17 protein-coding genes are annotated in these 18,818 nt (G+C 69.1%); 9 read left to right on the top strand and 8 right to left on the bottom strand.

Going from position 1 to position 18,818, the window contains the following annotated elements:
- Positions 1–41 precede the first annotated feature (41 nt).
- Positions 42–4,460: an outer membrane protein assembly factor BamB family protein gene (locus EYW40_RS03865; RefSeq protein WP_135820289.1), complete on the bottom strand. Its 4,419-nt coding sequence runs from the start codon at positions 4,458–4,460 to the stop codon at positions 42–44.
- 107 nt (positions 4,461–4,567) lie between these two features.
- Here EYW40_RS03865 and EYW40_RS03860 point away from each other — a divergent pair, with 107 nt between their 5' ends.
- Both EYW40_RS03860 and EYW40_RS03855 read left to right on the top strand, forming a co-directional pair.
- Positions 4,568–5,200 carry a rubrerythrin family protein gene (locus EYW40_RS03860; RefSeq protein WP_135820288.1) on the top strand — a complete coding sequence of 211 codons (633 nt, stop codon included), beginning with the start codon at positions 4,568–4,570 and terminating at the stop codon, positions 5,198–5,200.
- Positions 5,201–5,516: 316 nt separating this feature from the next.
- Positions 5,517–6,920, top strand: coding sequence for a GntP family permease (locus EYW40_RS03855; protein WP_135820287.1), 1,404 nt, complete (start codon positions 5,517–5,519; stop codon positions 6,918–6,920).
- A gap of 91 nt (positions 6,921–7,011) precedes the next feature.
- Here the strand turns inward: EYW40_RS03855 and EYW40_RS03850 are convergent, their stop codons facing one another.
- Positions 7,012–7,764, bottom strand: coding sequence for a hypothetical protein (locus EYW40_RS03850; RefSeq protein WP_202614421.1), 753 nt, complete (start codon positions 7,762–7,764; stop codon positions 7,012–7,014).
- Between the two features lie 145 nt (positions 7,765–7,909).
- On the opposite strand from EYW40_RS03850, the gene EYW40_RS03845 reads away from it, so the two are divergent.
- Together EYW40_RS03845 and EYW40_RS03840 are read left to right on the top strand one after the other, a co-directional pair.
- Complete coding sequence (locus tag EYW40_RS03845; RefSeq protein WP_135820286.1) at positions 7,910–8,497, top strand: helix-turn-helix transcriptional regulator; 588 nt, start codon at positions 7,910–7,912, stop codon at positions 8,495–8,497.
- Between the two features lie 149 nt (positions 8,498–8,646).
- On the top strand, positions 8,647–9,246 hold the full coding sequence (locus EYW40_RS03840; RefSeq protein ID WP_135820285.1) for a hypothetical protein: 600 nt from the start codon (positions 8,647–8,649) through the stop codon (positions 9,244–9,246).
- A gap of 174 nt (positions 9,247–9,420) precedes the next feature.
- On the opposite strand, the gene EYW40_RS03835 is transcribed toward EYW40_RS03840, so the two are convergent.
- Positions 9,421–10,659 (bottom strand): mandelate racemase/muconate lactonizing enzyme family protein, encoded by a 1,239-nt coding sequence (locus EYW40_RS03835; RefSeq protein WP_135820284.1) that lies wholly within the window; start codon positions 10,657–10,659, stop codon positions 9,421–9,423.
- An 85-nt stretch (positions 10,660–10,744) separates the two neighbouring features.
- Positions 10,745–12,001, bottom strand: a complete 1,257-nt coding sequence (locus EYW40_RS03830; protein ID WP_135820283.1) for an HAD family hydrolase — start codon at positions 11,999–12,001, stop codon at positions 10,745–10,747.
- A 137-nt stretch (positions 12,002–12,138) separates the two neighbouring features.
- Here EYW40_RS03830 and EYW40_RS03825 point away from each other — a divergent pair, with 137 nt between their 5' ends.
- The 5 genes from EYW40_RS03825 (at position 12,139) to EYW40_RS03805 (ending at position 17,054) form a co-directional block, all read left to right on the top strand.
- Positions 12,139–13,215 carry a glucose 1-dehydrogenase gene (locus EYW40_RS03825; protein ID WP_135820282.1) on the top strand — a complete coding sequence of 359 codons (1,077 nt, stop codon included), beginning with the start codon at positions 12,139–12,141 and terminating at the stop codon, positions 13,213–13,215.
- The gene (gene gfcR / locus EYW40_RS03820) at positions 13,202–13,852 is read left to right on the top strand and encodes a transcriptional regulator GfcR (RefSeq protein ID WP_135820281.1); all 651 of its coding nucleotides are present in this window, start codon (positions 13,202–13,204) and stop codon (positions 13,850–13,852) included. The genes EYW40_RS03825 and gfcR overlap by 14 nt, the downstream gene beginning before the upstream one ends.
- Before the next feature lie 172 nt (positions 13,853–14,024).
- A complete protein-coding gene (locus tag EYW40_RS03815; protein ID WP_135820280.1) occupies positions 14,025–14,594 on the top strand; it encodes a DUF7110 family protein in 570 nt (189 codons plus the stop codon).
- Positions 14,595–14,701: 107 nt separating this feature from the next.
- Positions 14,702–15,673, top strand: a complete 972-nt coding sequence (locus EYW40_RS03810; RefSeq protein ID WP_135820279.1) for a phosphoadenosine phosphosulfate reductase family protein — start codon at positions 14,702–14,704, stop codon at positions 15,671–15,673.
- A 445-nt stretch (positions 15,674–16,118) separates the two neighbouring features.
- Complete coding sequence (locus EYW40_RS03805; protein WP_135820278.1) at positions 16,119–17,054, top strand: alpha/beta hydrolase; 936 nt, start codon at positions 16,119–16,121, stop codon at positions 17,052–17,054.
- A 28-nt stretch (positions 17,055–17,082) separates the two neighbouring features.
- Here the strand turns inward: EYW40_RS03805 and EYW40_RS03800 are convergent, their stop codons facing one another.
- The 4 genes from EYW40_RS03800 to EYW40_RS03785 form a co-directional block, all read right to left on the bottom strand.
- Positions 17,083–17,466, bottom strand: a complete 384-nt coding sequence (locus EYW40_RS03800) for a DUF4260 family protein (protein WP_135820277.1) — start codon at positions 17,464–17,466, stop codon at positions 17,083–17,085.
- 93 nt (positions 17,467–17,559) lie between these two features.
- The gene (locus EYW40_RS03795; RefSeq protein ID WP_135820276.1) at positions 17,560–17,751 is read right to left on the bottom strand and encodes a DUF7333 family protein; all 192 of its coding nucleotides are present in this window, start codon (positions 17,749–17,751) and stop codon (positions 17,560–17,562) included.
- Between the two features lie 89 nt (positions 17,752–17,840).
- Positions 17,841–18,122: a winged helix-turn-helix domain-containing protein gene (locus EYW40_RS03790; protein WP_135820275.1), complete on the bottom strand. Its 282-nt coding sequence runs from the start codon at positions 18,120–18,122 to the stop codon at positions 17,841–17,843.
- A gap of 2 nt (positions 18,123–18,124) precedes the next feature.
- Positions 18,125–18,751, bottom strand: coding sequence for a hypothetical protein (locus EYW40_RS03785; protein WP_135820274.1), 627 nt, complete (start codon positions 18,749–18,751; stop codon positions 18,125–18,127).
- Positions 18,752–18,818: the final 67 nt, after the last annotated feature.

Here is an 18,818-nt window from a genome sequence, read left to right as displayed (position 1 = left end):
CGTCCGGGTACGCGCCGCGCGGTGAAAAGACGTGGCTCGGCTCAGCGCCGGCGCGCCAGCCAGAGCGCGAGCGCGGCGGCGGCCGCCAGCGGCCCGAAGCCGGGTTGGCCGCCCGCGTCGCTCGCGTCGGTCCCCGCGTCGTCGGTCCCGGTCGCGCCGTCCGCAGTCGTCGTTTCGGGCGCGGCGGTCGCCGTACCGTCGGTCGTCGTGGCCGTCGTCGCGTCGGCGGCCTCTACCGACACCGTGCCCGCGTCCGTTCCGTTCACGCTCACCGCGTGGTTGCCGGCGTCGTCGAACGTCACGGTGGCGGTCGCCGTCCGGGACTCGCCGGGCGGGACGGTGACGTCGACGGTGGTCACCGTCTCCCCGTCGACCGACACCGGCAGCGACGCGGTGCCCGCCGCGCCGCCGTCGTTGCCGACCGGCACGGAGACGGTCACGCCCCCGTCGGGTGCGACGGCCGTCCGGTTCAGCGACGGCTCGCCGGCGTCTAGGGCGGGCCGCGCGACGGCCACGGCGAACGCCGACAGTCCCGGCGACCGCGCGCTGACGACGAACCCGTCGACCGTCTCGCGCTCGACCCGGGTCGGGAGCGCGGTCCAGTTGCCGTCGGAATAGCGTTCGACGCGCACGTCTTCCGGCGCGGCGTCGAGTTCGTCCAGCCGCTCGCGCGAGACGGTGACGGTGAACGTCACGGACTCGACCTCGCTGTCGGGGAACTCGTGACCGACCACGACGTAGTCGACCGGTCGGCTCCCGTTCGCTGTCGGGGCGGGTACGTCGGCTGGCGGCGACGCCGCCCCGTTCACCGTCAGGTCGTAGTTCCCGCCCTCCGCCGGAACGAGTTCGACCGCGGTCACCTCGGCGGGGCCCTCGGAGTCGTTTGCCCCCTCTGCGGCGCCGTTGCCGTCAGTGGTGTCGGCTTGGTCGACGTCTATCGTCACCGTCTCGTTCGGCTTGGCCGAACGCACTTCGACCGCCGCCTCGCCGGCGTCGTCGCTCGGCTCGACGGAGACGGTCGTCACTGGGTCGCTGAGGTCCCCCTGCCCGCCGCCGCCACCGCCGACGTCGGCCGGGTCGCTCGTATCGCCGTCGGTGTCGTCAGACCCGCCGTCGGACGAGTCGTCGCCGCCGGTGCCGTCATCGGTTTCGTTGGCGTCGCTGGTGTCGTTGCCGGTGCCGTCGCCGGAGCCGCCGGCGACGCTGACGGTCCGCGGCGTCGCCCCGCCGACGGCGACCGTGCGGTTCCCGGCGGCGTCGAGCGTCACCGTTCGCTTGACGGTTCGGTGTTCGCCGGGGGCGAGCGAGACGGAGACGTTTTCGACCGTCCTGCGGTCGACCGTTACGGGCACGTCGGCCGTCGTCGCCGTCCCGCCCTGGTTCTCGACGGTCGCGGCGACGGTGACCTCGTCGCCCGCGTCGACCTCTGTCGCCGGGACGGTCAGGTCCGAGGCGACGGTCCGGGCGGGCTCCGGGCCCGTGAGCGCCGCCACCGAATACCGCATGGAGACGAACACGGTGTTGCCGCCAGCCCCGACGAGGCTCCCCCGTTCCCGCCGCAGGTCGTAGGTGTAGTTCCCGACGACGCTGCCGTTCGCAGCGTCCAGCGAAACCAGCCCGCTCCCGTCGACGAACACGCGGTCATCGACGGCGACGATCCGTTCCGCGCCGTCCGTGGACGCCGGCGCGGCTCGCCACCGTTCGTCGCCGGTCGCCGCGTCTAGCGCCACGACGACCCCCGTCCCGTTGATCTCGTTGACCGTGTAGACGCTACCGCCGTCGGCCGCGATCGAGACGGGCACGTAGTTCCGGTACGGGACGCGTCTGTCGTAGATATCGAAAAGCGTCGCGTTCCAGACGCGCTCGCCGGTCGTCGCGTTCAGCGCCGTCACGTTGTGTCCGCTGACGGCGTACACCCGGCCGTCGTCCCACCGGATCTCCCCGAGCGTCTCGATTGTGGTGTTCCAGTCCTGCGTTCCGGTTTCGCCGTCGACCGCCGTCAGCGCCCCGTCCGGCGGTACGTCGCGGATCGACCCCTTGTTCACGACGAATACCGTTCCGTTCCGGACGGTCGACCGCCACCCGGCGGTGCCGGTGGACACGTTCCAGGCGCGCTCGCCGGTCGTCGCGTTCAGCGCCGTCACGTTCCCGTCCCGGTCGGTAACGTACAGGCGGTCCGATTCGAGGTGTGCATTGGTCGGTTCGGCGGAGATCGACCGGTTCCATACCACCGTTCCGTCGGTCCGCATCGCTGCGACGGTCCGGCTGGACGCCGCGTACACCCGGTCGTCGGTCACGATCGGCACGATGGCGGCGGCTCCCGCCCCGACGCTTTCGTTCCATTCGACCGCGCCCGTTTCCCGGTCGATCGCGACCAGGGACGTGTTTATGCTCCTGTCCCTGAGCCCGACGCTACCGTTAGTCGCAGTCGCGTACACCGTCCCGTTCGCGACCGTATATCTCGGCCCGTATATCGACCCCGTCGGTGTCCGCCAGTCGACCGCGCCGGTTCCGGCGTCGACGGCGACGATGTCGTGGTTCCAGTCGCTCCGCCTATCGAACTCCTCCGGGGGCTGGCTGTAGTCGGCGACGTACACCGTTCCGTCGTCAACGATCGCGGCCCGGGGGTAGTACAGCGCCTCGCCCGTCGACCACTCCTGCACGAGTTCGCCGTCGGGGACGTTCACGTCCGGACCGGTCCCGTTCAGATACAGGTCGCGCAGCGACCACGCGTCCCGCGGCGCGACGTACACCCGCGTGGCGTCGGTGTCGGAGAGCCCGGATCCGTTCGTCACGCGCAGTCGAACGGAATGGTACCCCGATTCGTCGTACGTCACCGTGACGCGCTCGCCATCGCGCTCGTAGGTCCCGTCGCCGTCGAGGTCCCACTCGTAGGTCAACTCGGTTCCAGCGACGTCCGTGGACCCGCCGGCGTCCAGTTCGACCGCCTCGCCGGCGACCGGCGTGTCGTTGACGGCGACGGCGGCCTCGACGTGCTCGCGGACGGTCACGTTCACCGTCGTCCGGTTCGTCGCCCCGGCGTCGCTCGTCAGCCGGACGCCGACCGCGTGCTCGCCGGGGTGGGCGTACGTCCGGTTCAGCGTCGGCCCCGTGGTCTCGTACGTGCCGTCGCCGTCCGGGTCCCACTCGTAGGCCGTGATCGTCCCGCCCGGGGCCGTCGAGGCGCTCGCGTCCAGCGTCACCTCGCGGTCCTCGACGGCCGCCGACGTGCCGTCGACGGCGATGACCGGAACCGACCCCTCGACTGCGACCAGTCGTCCGTCGCCGGTCGTGAGGTACGCGCGGCCGTCCGCGACGCTCGGCTGACTGGCCCCCGACCCGACGGGAAGCGTCCCAAGCATTGTCCCGTTCGAACGGTCGTACACTTCCAGCGTCCCCTCGTCGTTGAGATACACCGCCTCGGTGGTCGTCGCAGGGTGGCTGTTGGGGATAACCAACCCGGTGAAGTCGATTACCCGTTGCCAGCGGACGGTCCCGTTCCCGTCGTACGCTGTGAGTTGACTTTTTCCTTCGGACGTCGCTGGGGCGATGATCGTCTGCCCTTCGGGACCGCTGGTGACGGCCGGTCGACCGGTAATCCGCCTCTCGTTGAGTAGGTGCGGGCCGGGTGGGGAAAGATCTGTCAGTCCCTCCAGAGTGCCCACGAGGACGTCGTCCGAGACGATCGGTGGGGTTATGAACCGTCCGGGTGTGGACAACTTCTCGACGGAATCGCCGGACTCGCGTTCGTACACCGTTACCTCTCCCTCGACCCGAGCGTTCACGTGGGAAAAGTACACGTAGTCGTCGGACACCGCAGGGGTCCGAACGTGCCCTTCGTTGGTACCCGCGGTCTCTGCCCACCGGCGTTTGCCGTCAGTCGCGTTGACCGCGTGGATTTCCTGCTCCTCGTAGAGGTTGGTCGCGTAGTAGACGGTCCCGTCGGCGACCACCGGCGGGGAAACCTGATCGCCCCGGGTCGTGTACTCCCACACCAGATCGCCAGTCGTCGCGTCGACCGCCGTCAGACTTCCCGGTTCCGTCGTGACGAACACCGTTCCGTTGACGACCGCCGGGGTCCCGACGGCGCCGTCCGCCGGGTGGAGGGATCGCTTCCACGCCACCGCGCCGGTCGTCGCGTTCAGCGCCGTCAGGTTCTCGCCGTCAGCGAGGTACGCGGTCCCGTTCACGACTGCGGGTGGCCCCTCGACGTTCTCGCTGGCGTTGTACGACCACGCCACGCCGAGGGACGTTTGCGGCCCCTCCGCGTTCGGGGCGTAGCCGGTCCCCCGCGCGCTGTACCCGGCCATCGGCCACCCGTCGCCGCCGTCCTCGTTGCTCGCCGCCGCGGCGTCGTCGGCCACCGCGGTCCCGACGCCGGCCCCGACCGACACCATCGCTGCTCCGACGAGCAGTACAACCATCCAGAGCGTCGCCGTTCGCTTGCCGCTCCCGGCCATTCTGTCAAAACGTCTTACATTCTTGTCGGAAGTAAGTAACTGTTCGGCGGAGCGGGGCGACGGTTCCCCGGGCAACGTTCAATGCCCTCCCGACCGAACGTCGTTGCATGGACGCCGCCGACCTCCGCGAGGCCGTCGAGGACGACAAGCGAACCGAACTCGACCGGATCGGCTCGTCGAAGTTCCTGATCGCCGCGACCGACGCCGACCTGGAGGCCGAGCCGGTGCTTCGCGCCGCCGCCGACAGCGAGCACGCCGCCGCGGAGACGTTCGCCGCGTGGGCCGACGACGAGGACGACGCCGCCGCGGCCGAGGCCTTCGCCGCCGTCGCCGAACAGGAGCGCGAGCACTACGACCGCGTCGCCGACCACCTGCCCGATGATTTCGAACCGGCGGACGGCGGGCCGATGCACGCCTACCTCCGGGGGCGCGACGACGGCATCGAACGCGTCGCGGGCGGCCTGCTCGGGCGGCCGCTGGTCAGCGTCCGGAGCCACACGCAGGTGATCAGTTTCTTCGTCAACGAGGCCGACGAGGCCATGGCGAACCTGTTCCGGGAACTGAAAACGGAGACCAACGAGGAACTGGAGAGGGGGCTGGACCTGCTCGACGACCGCTGTGCCGACGCCGACGACTGGGAGCGGGCGCGGTCAGTCGCGGCGTACACGATACAGGTGGCGTACGACGACTACGCGGACTCGCTGACCGAACTCGGCGTCGACCCGCGGCCCATCTGCTGAGGCCGGACGTCGACGGGGGGAGCGAGCGGGGACTGGAGCGCGTCGGTGAGGACGACGAGTCGGAGCGGGTCGACGAAGGAGGCGACGGGACGGACGGGGCCGCGGAGCGGATGGCGGAGTAACGCGCCGTGACCGGGGCCGCGTTTCTATTCTGGTGTGGGCGTGTGCCCCCCGTTCGGCCGGTGTCGCGAAGCGACGTGTATACGGCATAAACGATTCTTATATTCAATATTCTTTAATCAATAATTCATCCCTCTCGTTCTTCGCAGATTATTTATGAACGAAGTAAAAATTTCGAACGGGTGAACTGGTAGGCATGGCAGTCGAATTCGCACACAGCCCGTTGCTGACGTTCGCACTCGGGCTCGCGGCAGTCGTACTGTTGTTGGTCGTGTTAGACCTCCCGGCGTTCGTCGGGCTGATAATCGCCGCGTTCTTCGTCGGCGCGGTTAACGCCGCGTTCGTCCCCGGTTTCGCCCCGTCCGAGGCGGCGAGCCGGGTGGCGGCGGCGTTCGGGGACAACATGGCGGGCATCGGTATCCCGATCCTGATGGCCGCCATCATCGGGAAGTCGATGCTGGAAAGCGGGGCCGCACAGCGGATCGTGCGGGGGTTCCAGAACCTCCTTGGCCGCGAAAACTCCGACATCGCGCTGTGGGGCGGCAGTTCGTTCCTCGCCGTCCCGGTGTTCTTCGACAGCGTGTTTTACCTGATGGCCCCGCTCGCCCGTTCGATGCGGGCGCGGGTCGGCCGGGACTACACGCTGTTCATCGTCGTCGTCGGCGCGGGTGCCGCGACGACCCACGTGTTCGTCCCGCCGACGCCGGGGCCGCTCGCGGTCGCCGACCAGATCGCTGGCGACCAGAACATCCTCGGCACGACGATCCTCGTGGGGCTGGCGACGGCCATCCCGTCGGCCGCCGTGGCCGGCCTCGTGTACGGCCGCTGGCTCAACGCCCGGCTGGACATCCCGCTCCGGGACGCGATGTCGACCACTACCGAGGAACTGGAGGAGGTCGCCCAGCGTGACACGTCGAAGCTGCCGGGCGTGCTCGAATCGGCCGCACCGGTGCTGCTCGCCGTCCTGCTGATCGCCTCCTACACGGCGGTCGACACGTTCGAGGCGGTCGTCTCCTCGCTGTCACAGCTCAAGCCGTACGCGGCGTTCATCGGCGACAAGAACGTCGCCCTGACGGTCGCGGCGATGGTCGCCGCGTGGACGTACTACCGATACAGCGACGTCGACCGCGAGGCCTGGACCGAGGAGATGACCGAGGCGCTGAAAAGCGGCGGCAACATCGCGGCGATCACCGCGGCCGGCGGCGCGTTCGGCGCGCTGCTTGCGGCCTCGGGGATCGGCGACTACATCACCGAGGCGCTCGCCGGCGTCGGCATCCCGCTGCTCATCAGCGCGTGGCTCATCGCCGCCATCGTACGGATCGCACAGGGCTCCGCGACCGCCGCGATGCTCACCGCAGCGGGCATCATGGCCCCGCAGGTGCCCGACCTGTCCGTCCACCCGGCGTTCCTGGTGATGGCGATCGGCGCGGGCGGGAACATCTGCTCGTGGTACAACGACAGCGGCTTCTGGCTGGTCAAGGAGATCGGCGGCCTCACGCAGGGCGAGACGCTCAAGACCTGGACCGTCCTCACGACGATCATCTCCGTCACGGGGATCGTCGTGACGCTCGTCCTCTCGACGCTCTTCCCGATGGCCTGACGGGGGTGACGAGTTCACCGCTCCGACGGCCGGCGGACCGACGGCGCTTTTTTGCGGTCGAGACGTGCTCACCGCGGCAGTCGCGGATCGGTTACTGCACGGGGGCGGAGTCGCGCGTCGATCGCACCCGGTCCGACCCGTCCACCGTCGTGTTCCCTCCCGAAAAGCTGACCGTCGACTCCTCGCCGACCGCCGTCCAGTCGGTGACGTCCGTGACGGTGTCGTTCGCCAGGTCGACATCGACGCTGTACCGCAGTCGCTCCCCCTCCGCGGCGTCCGGTTGCTGGACCCTGACGACCGCGCGGTCCTCGGCGTACGACGGGTCGCGTTCGACGACGACCGTCCCGTCCCGGTCCTCGGCCGTGGCGTTCGCGACGAACACGTCCGTCTCACCGGCGGTGGCGTTCCCGTCGGCTTCGAGGGTGACGTCGTAACTGCTCACCTGGTCGGCCTCCAGCCGCTGTACCGGCTCGACGGCGAGTTCGTACCCGTCCAGTTCGGCGAGTTTCCCCCGGACCGTCCCGTTGCTCCGCGCTATCTCGACGGCCCGATCGCGCTCGGCGGGCGTCAGCGGCCGGTCGGTCTCCGTGCTCACCACGAAGCGCCCGGAATCGGTCTCCTCGAACCGGATCTCGCTGACGTTCGCCGTGCTCTCGACGACGGTCACGTTCTCCCCGTTGCCGGCGAACGTGACCGACCCGTCCGCCACGACGAACTCCCCGCCCGCGTCGGCGTCGGCGATCGGGTCCGTCACGCCGACCGCTGTTCCGACCCCTGCTAGCCCGACGGCGAGGGCGGCGAGGCCGACGAGGACGGCGAGGCGGACGCGGACGTCGTTGGCCATGTTCACTGGTTGGCTGCAAACCCTCATAGCCGTTTCTTGGAAAGGCGTTTGGAAGCGGTTGGAAACACGTTTCGCGCCGTTTCACGGCCGCTACGTGCCGTATAGACCAGTACACTGAAGTTCCGGTCAGCGGATACGTTCGCCCATGAACGCCCGAGCCCTCCGGACCTCCCACCTCGCGGCGGCCGTCGTCTTCATCGCCGCCGTGCTCGTGCTCGCCGTCCAGCTCATCACCCCCTCGCCGGTCGTGGTGTCGGTCGGCGAGAGCGGGGCGGAGACGACGCAGGTCGGCCAGTACTTCACCTACGACGAGGTTGCGGTCGTCGCCGTCGCCGCGCTCGTCAGCGGCGCGAGCGGGACGTATCTGGTCCTCGGCGGCCGTGCCCGCGCCCCCGCGGACCCTCCGACGGCGAACGGACCGGCGGAGCCGGCCCCGTCGCCGGCGGCGAACGGGGGCGGCGACGCCGACCGCGCCGCGGACGACTCCGAGGACCGCCGCGAGCGCCGGGAGGCGACGCTCGACCGCCTCGGCGACAACGAGGCGACCATCTACTCGATGCTGCTCGACGCCGACGGCGAGATCCCACAGCGTGCGCTCGTCGAGGGAACGGACCTCTCGAAGGCGACGGTCAGCCGGACGCTGGACAACCTCGAACACCGGGGGCTGGTCGAGCGCAAGCGCAGCGGGATCGGCAACACGGTCCACCTGCAGGAGCGCGAAATACGCCCCTGAAACGGCTTTCGAAGCCGTTTCCCGGGCGTTTCCAAGAAACGGCTATCAACTCTTTCGCACAACCGTAGACCGCGGCGCGCCGGGCGACGGCACCGGTCCCCGCCGACGGGACGCCCGCCGCCGTCGACCCGCGCCGCCGTACGGCAACCATGCAACGACAGCTACTCACGGTCGCGGTCGCGGCGCTGCTCGCGTTCGGCGCGAGCGGCGTCGCCGCCGCCACGACGAGTCCGCCGACGGCGACCCCTGACGGGTCGCCCGCGGACGTCGTACAGCCCTCCAACCACACCGTCGAGGTCGTCGACCCCGACGGCGACCTGAGCGAGCGCGACGTCGAGCGCGCCTGGCGAACCGCCTGGCAGCACGACGCCGTCAGAGACTGGTTCGAAAGCGGTCCCGTCCACTTTCAGGTCGAGGACGTCGGCGACGACCTGGAGGTGTACGTCGCGCCCGACGAGGACGCCGCGCCCCGGGTCGTCGCCGACGTCGACCTTGACGCCGGGACGGTGACCGACGCCCGGCCGCTGGACAACGTCCTGACGGCGTCGGACTCCGAGACGACGGAGCTGACCGCAGTGAACGACACGGGCGATCGCGTCGCGACGTTCACGGTCACGAACGGGACGGTCGTCGATGGCGAGGCGGTAACGCTCCGGACCACCGACTCGACTGGCATCTCCGTCTTGGGAATCTCCGTCGACCTCCCCGGTTCGTCGGACGCCTACGTGGTCAACGCCACGGACGCGTAACCGGAGGCTTCGCTCCACCCCGCTATCGGTTCGGTCCTCCCCTCAGTCGCCCCTTTTCCCGACGAGCTACGCTCCGTCGCCCCGTAAAATGGAAGAATTAGTTCGTCCGTCGTGCTCGATGAGCCTTACGCCTCGTCGAACAACGCAAACCGGGGATTTGCGAGCCCGACGAAGCTACGCTTCGTCGAACAGCGTCTCGCCCTCGACCATGTGCTCGGAGACGGCGTCGAGGTCGAGCGTCAGGCCGAGGCCGGGCTCCTCGGGGACCTCGATGTAGCCGTCCTCGATGACCGTCTCCTCGACGAGGTCCGACCACCAGCCCAGTTCGTAGGAGTGGTACTCGACGGCCAGCGAGTTGGGGACGGCCGTGCCGACGTGGGCGGAGGCCATCGTGGCGACCGGCGAGGAGACGTTGTGCATCGCGACCGGCACGTAGTACTGGTTGGCGACGTCGGCGACCTTCCGGGTCTCGCGCATGCCGCCGACCTTCGGCAGGTCGGGCGCGATGATGTCGACCGCCTGGTTCTCGATCAGGCGGCGCTCCTCGGTGACGCGGTAGCGGTTCTCGCCGACGGTGATCGGCGTCGTCGTGGACTTCGTGACCTCCTCCTGCACCTCGAGGTTCTCCGGCGGGACGGGGTCCTCCAGCCACCACACGTCGTAGTCCTCGATCGCCTCGGCGAGGCGCTTGGCGCTCCCGCCCGAGAACGTCCAGTGGCAGTCGAAGGCGACGTCGGCGCGGTCCTTCACGCGCTCGGTCACCTTCTCGACGATCTCGGCCTTGTGGCGGATCTCGCCGGGGCGGAGGTGGCGGTTCGCGCGGTCCTTCTCGAAGCCGCTCGGCACGTCGAGGTCGAACTTCAGCGCGTCGAAGCCCAGGTCCTCGACGACGCGCTCGGCCTCGTCGGCGCAGGCGTCGGGGTCGGCCTCCTCCTCGGTGTGGCAGTCACAGTAGACGCGCACCTCGTCGCGGTACTTGCCGCCGAGCAGCTGGTAGGCCGGCACCTCCAGGATCTTGCCCGCGAGGTCGTGCAGCGCCACCTCGATCCCCGCGATGGCGGAGACGGTGACGCCCTCGACGGAGCCCTCGCCGGACATCTTCTGGACGAGGTGCTCGTACAGCCGGTCGATGTCGAGCGGGTTCTCGCCGATCACGAACGGCTTCATCCGCTCGATGAGTTCGGGGACGCCCGCGCCCCAGTACGCCTCGCCGTCGCCGACGACGCCGGCGTCGGTGTAGATCCGGACGAGCGTCCACGGGAAGTTCCCGTCCACCATCGTCGTCTGGACGTCCGTGATCTCCACGTCGCGGCCGCCGCCGCGCTCGCGCGTCACGCCCATCGTCTCCGACGACAGCTCCCGCATCGTGTACTCCGCGTTCGGGTCGTGCAGCTCCGAGTAATCGATCCCCATACGACCCCGTTCACTCACGTCACAGTAAAGCTTTGAGATACCGGTCGGACCGCTGGGACGACCGCTCGCCGAAACCGCCCGCTGGCTACGCGTCGTCGAGCACGGCGAGCCGGTTCAGCGCGTACGCGACGCGGAGCATCTCGGCGCTTTTCCCGCGGTCGAAGACGAGTTCGTCGGTCGAGAGGACGTGGTCCAGCGTGTCCCGCGAGGCGTGTTCCGGTGCGGCCGCGATCCCGGCGTCGCGCTCCCCGGCCCACTCCATCACGCGCAGGTCGCTCTTGCTGTCGCCCATCACCAGCGCGAACGGGTCGTCGATCCCGAGCACGTCGTAGGCCGCCTCGACGCCGGCCACCTTGTTCAGTTCGAGGCTCCCGATCTCGGCGGCGTCGGCCTCGTAGTAGGCGACGTCGATGCGCTCGAACACGTCGGTCACGGCGTCCGGCACGGCGGCGGCGTCGAGCGTCGGGAACTCGCCCTGCCGTTCGAGGACGCCGCGGATCTCCGGGTCCTGGCCGGCGTAGTAGGCGCGCGCCCACTCGCCGGCCGGCGCGTCGCCGTCGACGCCGTCGACTTCCGCGACGACGGCGTCCCCGAGCAGGTCGAGTTCGTACACGAGCCCGTCGTCTATCACGTCGCGGGCCTTCGCACTCCCGATCTCGAAGTTCGGCTTGAGCGTGACGTTGAACTCGTTGCCCTGGAGGTGACAGCCGTACCGGAGGTGCTCGGGGGCGTCCGGCAGGATCCGGGACCGGACCGCGTCGAACACGGCGACTATCCCGTCGTCCAATCCCTCGTACAGCAACTGCTTGGTGTCGGCCCCGTGGCCGGGCGTGAACACGCCGGTGCCGGCCTCGTAGACGATACTCAGGTCGCCGGAGTGGACGATCTCCGACCCGAGCCCCTGGATCATGAACCCCTTCACGTTCTCCAGGGTCTGGCCCGTGCAGATGACGATCGGCACCCCCGCCTCGTGGAGTTCCGTCAGCAGGTGGAGCGTCTCGCGGGGGATCTCGTTGTCGGTGTTGCCGGCCGAGCGGAGCGTCTCGTCGACGTCCAGCACGAGGGCGTTCACGGCGCGTTCGTACTTCGTGTAGAGGTCGAGCGCGGTGAACGCCTGGTCCCGCGTCGCGTGGGCGGCGACCTCGGCGAACGTCTCCCCGGCGGCGAAGCCCTCGCGGATCGCGTCCTTCCGGTCGGCCAGTTCGTCGCTGGCGTTCTGCCAGTGTTCGAGGGCGACCCGCGAGTCCACGGGCGGGAACACGTCGACGAACTCCTGGTACTCCCGGAGCGTCGCCGCGTCGAACTCGTCGTACAGCCGATACAGGAGGTCGTACCGTTCCATACCGGAAGGCGGCGCGGCAGCGGCATAAGCGTGCCCGAAGGGCCGCCGGCCACACGCCGGCTCCCGTCCGTCTCGCTATCGAATATTTACTCAAAACAGAATAAATCTTTTTCGTCCCCCGGCGTCTTGCCACGCGCATGAAGGCCGTCGCAGTTCGCCAGGGCGAGACGAAACCGACCGTCGTCGAGAAACCGAAGCCGGAGCCCGGGCCGGGCGAGGCGCTGGTGCGGACGCTCCGCGTGGGCGTCGACGGGACCGACCACGAGGTCATCAGCGGCGCGCACGGCGGCTTCCCGGCGGGCGACGACCACCTCGTGCTCGGCCACGAGGCCGTCGGCTTCGTCGCCGACCCCAACGGGACCGACCTGCGGGAGGGGGAGGTCGTCGTCCCGACCGTCCGGCGCGCGCCCGACGGCGGCAACGAGTTCTTCGAGCGCGGCGAGCCCGACATGGCTCCCGAGGGCCAGTACCACGAGCGCGGCATCGTCGGGGACCACGGGTTCATGGCGGAGTACTTCACCAGCCCGGCCGAGTATCTCGTCTCCGTCCCGCCGGAGCTGGCCGAACTGGGCTTTCTCGTCGAGCCGGTCAGCATCACGGAGAAGGCGCTGGAACACGCCTACGCCGCCCGCTCGGCGTTCGACTGGCACCCCGAATCCGCGATGGTACTTGGCAACGGCAGCCTCGGCCTGCTCACGCTGGCGATGTTCGAGCACACGGAGGGGTTCGACCGCACCTACTGTCTGGGCCGGCGCGACCGCCCGGACCCGACGATCGAGATCATCGAGGACCTGGGCGCGACGTACGTCGACTCGCGGGAGACGCCCGTCGACGAGGTGGCCGAGGCCCACGAGGGGATGGACCTGGTGTACGAGGCGACCGGCTACGCGAAACACGCCTTCCAGACGATCGAGGCGCTCGCGCCCAACGGCGTCGGCGCGCTGCTGGGCGTGCCGGAGTCCTGGGAGTTCGAGGTCGACGGCGGGCGGCTCCACAACGAGTTCGTCCTCCACAACAAGGCGCTGGTCGGCAGCGTCAACTCCCACGTCGGGCACTTCGAGTCGGCCGTCGACACGCTGCAGGCGCTCCCGGACCCGTTCCTCGACGACCTCGTCACCGGCGTGTACGGGATCGACGACCTCGACCGCGCGTTTGACGACGACGACACGACTATAAAAACCGCGGTCGAACTGGCCGCATATGAAAAACGTTGACGACCTCATGGAGTCCGCCGCCGAACTGGCGGATCGGGGGCTCTCCAAGGGCGAGATCGCCGACGAACTGAACGTCTCCAGAGAGACGGCGAGCTGGCTCGTCGAGCGCAGCGGCACGACCACGCCGGCGAAATCGGCCCCGTCGGACGCGAACGGCGGCGGGGGTCCCCACGACATCCACGTCGACTGGAGCGCGGTCGGCCGGGACAGCGCCCGCCTCGGCGCGGTCGGCTCCGCGATGGCCGACCTGCTCGTCAAGGAGGGCGAGGAGGTCGACCTCACCATCGGCATCGAGAAGGCCGGTGCGCCGCTAGCGACGACCGTCGCGCGCGAACTCGACACCGACCTCGGCACCTACGCCCCCCGGAAGCACCAGTGGGAGGAGGGCGACATCGAGGACCTGGGCGGCACGTTCTCCCGCAACTTCGCCCAGATCCGGGACCGGGAGTGCTACGTCGTTGACGACACCATCACCAGCGGCACCACCATGACCGAGACGGTCGAGGCGATCCGCGAGCAGGGCGGCGAGCCCGTCGCCTGCGTCGTCCTCGCCGACAAGCAGGGCGTCGAGGAGATAGACGGCGTCCCCGTCTACTCGCTGCTGCAGGTCATCCGCGTCGGCTCGGAGGAGCAGTAGCCGGGGTGTATCGCCCCGCGGCCCGTGTTACTGATTCCCACGCCGTACGGCGGTGAACGCCACGTTCCGTCCGGTTCGGTCGAGAATAAAATAGCAGTCCATATAAGCGGCCGTGTCGTAGTTAGGGGTAAGCGATTGGCCGTCGCGGTACCTCGACAGCACATCATCAGATATGTCAAACCAAGTTTATCGCCTTCATTCGACGCTCGAACTGCCACTCGAAACAGTCCACGACTTCTTCGAGGACGCGGACCTCCCCGACGCCATCGAGGACATCGACATCACGCGACGCAACAACACCCTGATACTGAAAGCGGTCGCCGAGGACAAGAGCATCAGCAAGTACACCCCGACGGCCCAGCTGAAAGCCAGCGTCACCGAGAACCGGGTGTACGAGGAGGACCCCGAGGAGCGACGCGCCGCCGGCCCACAGTGGGGCGAGGAGGAAGAGGAGATCGAGTCCGAACTCGTCGAGTACGCGGCGTTCAAGGGCGACCGCGAGACGGTGCTCCAGAACTCCACGCTCCAGTACGAGATGTTCCTCGTCCTCTGTGACATCGCGCGCCAGGCCGAGAAGGGCACGCTGACGGCCATCACCGAGCGCGACGACGAACTGCAGGCCACCCGGATCGTCGACGGCGACGACCGCCCCGCCTCCATCGAGGTCGTCGAGGGACCGGGCGACGGCAACAACGGCGAGAGCGGCGTCAACTGGCGCGACAACAAGTTCATCAGCGACTGACGGCGGCCCGCGTACGGCGGCGTACGGCGGTGTGTGACACGATACCGGGCGTACCGCGGCTCGGCTCCACTAGACTTTTACGGCTCCTAATTATATCTAATTACACGATGTCAGCAGACTTCCCCGACTACCTGGACGTCGACTACGACGAGGGCGAGGGCGAGACCCCCGCCGACTACCCGTCGATCAACCACAAGATCGAGAAGGCCATCGAGGTCACGAAGGAGGGCCTCGAACAGTACGAGAACCCCGTCGTGATGTGGACGGGCGGCAAGGACTCGACGCTGACGCTGTACTTCGTCAAGGAGGTCGCGGACCGCTTCGACCTCGAAGTCCCGCCGGTCGTGTTCATCGACCACTACCAGCACTTCGACGAACTCATCGACTTCGTCGAGCACTGGGCCGACGAGTGGGACCTCGACGTCATCTGGGCGCGCAACGAGGACGTCGGCGAGTACGTCGACGAGCACGGCCTCGAACCCGGCGACGACATCCCGATCGACGAGCTCTCGGAGCACAACCAGCACCACGTCCGTGAAATCCTCGAGTACGAGGAGGAGGACTTCCCGTTCCTGCTGGACACGTACGTCGGCAACCACCTCCTCAAGACGGTCGCGCTCAACGACGCCATCGAGGAGCACGACGTCGACGGCATCATCTCCGGCATCCGCTGGGACGAACAGGAGTCCCGCGCCGACGAGACGTTCTTCTCGCCGCGCCACGACCCGGACATCTACCCGCCCCACGACCGCATCCAGACGATCCTCCAGTTCGACGAGGCCGCCGTCTGGGACGCCTTCTGGAACTTCGTCGTGCCGGACACGGTCGAGGAGTTCCCGGACGAGGGCTACGTCCCCGACACCGACGACGACCTCCCCGAGGGCGTCGAGCAGGAGGACATCCCGGTCTCCCCGAAGTACTTCGCCGGCTTCCGCTCGCTCGGCAGCGAGGTTTCGACCGACAAGGCCGCCGAGGAGCCTGCCTGGCAGCAGGACCTGGACAACACGACCGAGCGCGCGGGCCGCGCCCAGGACAAGGAGGACCTGATGGAGCGCCTGCGCGACCTCGGTTACATGTAGACGACCTTTTCCGCTGCGCCTTGACGAGCGGTCCGCCGAGGGCGGACACGCTCGCAGTGCTCGGGAAAAGCTCGACCAAAATCCTTCGTCACCGCCTCGGGACGGCGTCGCCGTCCCTCGACGGTTTCCTCGGACCGCGACCGCCGATGGCGGTCGCGGCGAACCGCGCTCGCTTCGCTCGCGCGGATGCTTTCTTACGGGACGCGGTTTCGTTAGCCTGCCCTCCCCCGAACGCTCGCCCGCGGCGCGTCGGTGCGCCGCGCGCTCGCGCCGGCCGCGTGAGCAGTGACGCACCGCAGTAATCGGTGTGGTGACCGTATCGGTGACCGAAACGGTCGAAACCGGATCGGTTGTGGTCGCCTCGTTCGGCCGGGGAGGGCACCGGTCGGCGACGAATCGGCCGTCACCCTGAAGCTTTACTGTCGGCTCGGCGAACGGTTTCCCCATGCAAGCCGACGAGATCGACCCGCAGGCGAAGGCGGCGGTCGAACGTCAGGACCGGTTCCCGCTGCCGCACAGCCGGCGGGGGCTGAAGGCGCTCCGTCTCCTCTCGCGGGCGGCGATGTGGGTACAGAACCGAAACCCGCCGAGCGTCGGGGCGACCGTCGACGGAACGGTCCCCGGCCCCGCGGGCGACAGGGACGCCCGCCTCTACGTGCCGGAGGGGGACGGCCCGTTCCCCACGGTCGTCTTCTTCCACGGCGGCGGGTACGTGCTCGGGAGCATCGCCACGCACGACTGGCTCTGTCGCCACCTCACCCGGGAGAGCGGCTGTGCCCTCCTCTCGGTCGACTACCGGCTCGCGCCGGAACACCCGTTCCCCGCGGCGGTCGAGGACGCGTACGCCGCCGTCGAGTGGGCGGCGGCGAACACCGACGCGGTCGCCGGCGACGGGCAGGTCGCGGTCGCGGGCGACTCCGCCGGCGGGACGCTCGCCGCCGTCGCCGCGCTCATGGCCGCCGAGCGCGACGGCCCGGAGATCGCCCACCAGGCGCTTTTGTATCCGGGGATCGGGGTCGATGAGGACCAGGCGTCGGTCAGGGACCACGCGGGCATCGTCCTCGACGAGGCCGACCTGGAGTGGTTCCGGGAGTGTTACTACCGCAGCGAGATCCACGAGCGCAACCCCTACGCCGACCCGACGAACGCCGGCGACGTCTCCGGCGTCGCCCCCGCGACGGTCGTCACCGCGGGCTTCGACCCGCTCCGCGACGGCGGGAAGGCGTACGCCGAACAGCTCGTCCGGGACGGCGTCGACACGCGCTACGAGAACTACGAGGCCATGGTGCACGGCTTCATGACGCTCCGCGGGGTCGACCGCACCCACGACGCCATCGCGGACGTCGCCGGCGACCTCGCGGACGCCCTCGGTGCGGACTGACCGCGGGAAGCCGGACGCGTCGGCCGCGTTACTCCGACTCCGTCAGCGCCGAAACCGGAACGGGCTGGGCCGACAGGTGAGTGTCTTCGAACCCGGACTCGAACTTGCGGCCGTAGCCGAAGAACCGGTCGGCACCGATGTGGCCGGTCCAGACCAGCGCGACGAGGACGGCCGCGTGGCCATCGACCCAGAGGCCCGCTACACCGAGTGCGAGCGAGAGCGTGTAGGTGTGGACCAGATCGTAACTCGCGCTCCCGAAGCGGGGACCGGCGAGGTAGCCGAGCATCGAGAGGTCCGGTGCCAGCGCGAGCGCGAGCAGCAGCCAGAGCGGGCCGTCCGAGGCGGCGTACCCGGCCAGCGCGAGGGCCAGGACGGCCAGCCCCTCGACGCGGAGCACGGTGCGCGGTTCCATACTACCGATCCGTCGCCCGGCTCCTTGAACGCCCTCGCTGTGTGGGCCGTGCGCGGTTCCTCGCGTTCGTGCCGCGAGAAGCGTTTCCCGCGGTCAGTGCGTCGCGCGGTACTGGCCGTGGCCGACGCCGATCGCGAGGCAGATCAGTCCGAAGACGACCATCGAGGGCATCACCATCATGAGAACCGTGCTGTCCTGCATCATCGGCGCGACGATCAGGCCGCCGACGCTGACGGCGATCAGTGCGACGAACGCGACCGCTGTCTTCGTGAGGTCGAGTTCCATACGCCCGGGGGTTAGGACGCCCGATCCGTAACGTTTCCGAGACGGTCGCTGGGCGGACGCTCGATTCGGGCCCGCACGCGGCCGGTTCACTATAGCTCGTCGATGAGGGATTCGAGGGCGGCGACGTGTTCCTCGAACTTCTCCGCACCCAGGTCGGTGAGCGCGTACGTCGTCTGCGGGCGGCGGTCGACGAACTGCTTCTCGACGGAGACGGCGTCGGCCTCCTCCATCGTCCCGAGGTGGCTGGAGAGGTTCCCCTCGGTGAGCCCCAGTTCCTCCCGCAGTTCGGGGAACGTCGCCTCCCCGTGCCGGTAGAGGTAGGCGAAGATCTGCAGTCGCGTTTGCTGGTGGACGAGCTTGTCGAAGTCCATCGTCAGGTGCGGGCGAGGACGGCGTAGCTTGCGAGCGCGTAGGCGAGGTACGCCAGCCCAAACGCGGCGTAGTGCCACGTCAGCAGGGCGTCCACGAACGGCATGACGGTGCCGAGCGCGACCATGAGCGCCCCGCCGCCGTAGAACGCGTAGCGGTCGCGCGTGCGGATGCGGTACGCCTTCAGCGTGTTCCCGACCACGAGGTACGCCGCGCCGATCAGGACGACGATGGTCGCGAGCGTGGACGCGCTCGCGACGGCCCGCGGGGCGTCGACGAGCGACTGCTGGATGTTCACTATCGGGAAGGAGACGGCGTACACGACCGCGATCTGGAGGTACGGGTCGGGCGCGTCGTCGCTGCCCCAGCCGCCCGCATCGTCGCCGGCGACGAGCCGGTTGGCGACGGCCCCGCCGCCGCCGAGGAGGCCGATCCAGATGACGGGGTGGTACCAGTCCGACAGTTCAGCGAGGAACACGTACTGGCTGAGGCCGGCGGCGACGGCCACGAGGCCGCCGAAGGCGAGCCAGAGCACGGCCGCGCCCTCGTAGCGCTCCTCGAGGCCCATCGCGTCCTTGATGGTCTCGATGTCCTCGCGCAGTTCCGCCGGGTCGACGTTTTCGCGTGACATTCGTGGTGTGGGTGACGGGTCCGTCGTGGTCGGTGCCGGGTGCGGATAGGCAGTGCGCCGTGGGGCG

The sequence above is a fragment of the Halostella litorea genome (assembly GCF_004785955.1).
Taxonomy (GTDB): Archaea; Halobacteriota; Halobacteria; order Halobacteriales; family Natronoarchaeaceae; genus Halostella; species Halostella litorea.
The sequence above is the reverse complement of the archived record's forward strand: the minus strand, read 5'-3'. Positions and strand labels throughout refer to the sequence as shown.

Bases quoted from the DNA above. Each gene is read 5' to 3' on its own strand.
- EYW40_RS03815 (WP_135820280.1), top strand. From the start codon at position 14,025: ATGTCAAACCAAGTTTATCGCCTTCATTCGACGCTCGAACTGCCACTC.
- EYW40_RS03805 (WP_135820278.1), top strand. From the start codon at position 16,119: ATGCAAGCCGACGAGATCGACCCGCAGGCGAAGGCGGCGGTCGAACGT.
- EYW40_RS03790 (WP_135820275.1), bottom strand. From the start codon at position 18,122: ATGGACTTCGACAAGCTCGTCCACCAGCAAACGCGACTGCAGATCTTC.
- EYW40_RS03810 (WP_135820279.1), top strand. From the start codon at position 14,702: ATGTCAGCAGACTTCCCCGACTACCTGGACGTCGACTACGACGAGGGC.
- EYW40_RS03800 (WP_135820277.1), bottom strand. From the start codon at position 17,466: ATGGAACCGCGCACCGTGCTCCGCGTCGAGGGGCTGGCCGTCCTGGCC.
- EYW40_RS03840 (WP_135820285.1), top strand. From the start codon at position 8,647: ATGCAACGACAGCTACTCACGGTCGCGGTCGCGGCGCTGCTCGCGTTC.
- EYW40_RS03860 (WP_135820288.1), top strand. From the start codon at position 4,568: ATGGACGCCGCCGACCTCCGCGAGGCCGTCGAGGACGACAAGCGAACC.
- EYW40_RS03845 (WP_135820286.1), top strand. From the start codon at position 7,910: ATGAACGCCCGAGCCCTCCGGACCTCCCACCTCGCGGCGGCCGTCGTC.
- EYW40_RS03825 (WP_135820282.1), top strand. From the start codon at position 12,139: ATGAAGGCCGTCGCAGTTCGCCAGGGCGAGACGAAACCGACCGTCGTC.
- EYW40_RS03865 (WP_135820289.1), bottom strand. From the start codon at position 4,460: ATGGCCGGGAGCGGCAAGCGAACGGCGACGCTCTGGATGGTTGTACTG.
- EYW40_RS03835 (WP_135820284.1), bottom strand. From the start codon at position 10,659: ATGGGGATCGATTACTCGGAGCTGCACGACCCGAACGCGGAGTACACG.
- gfcR (WP_135820281.1), top strand. From the start codon at position 13,202: ATGAAAAACGTTGACGACCTCATGGAGTCCGCCGCCGAACTGGCGGAT.
- EYW40_RS03855 (WP_135820287.1), top strand. From the start codon at position 5,517: ATGGCAGTCGAATTCGCACACAGCCCGTTGCTGACGTTCGCACTCGGG.
- EYW40_RS03785 (WP_135820274.1), bottom strand. From the start codon at position 18,751: ATGTCACGCGAAAACGTCGACCCGGCGGAACTGCGCGAGGACATCGAG.
- EYW40_RS03795 (WP_135820276.1), bottom strand. From the start codon at position 17,751: ATGGAACTCGACCTCACGAAGACAGCGGTCGCGTTCGTCGCACTGATC.
- EYW40_RS03830 (WP_135820283.1), bottom strand. From the start codon at position 12,001: ATGGAACGGTACGACCTCCTGTATCGGCTGTACGACGAGTTCGACGCG.
- EYW40_RS03850 (WP_202614421.1), bottom strand. From the start codon at position 7,764: ATGGCCAACGACGTCCGCGTCCGCCTCGCCGTCCTCGTCGGCCTCGCC.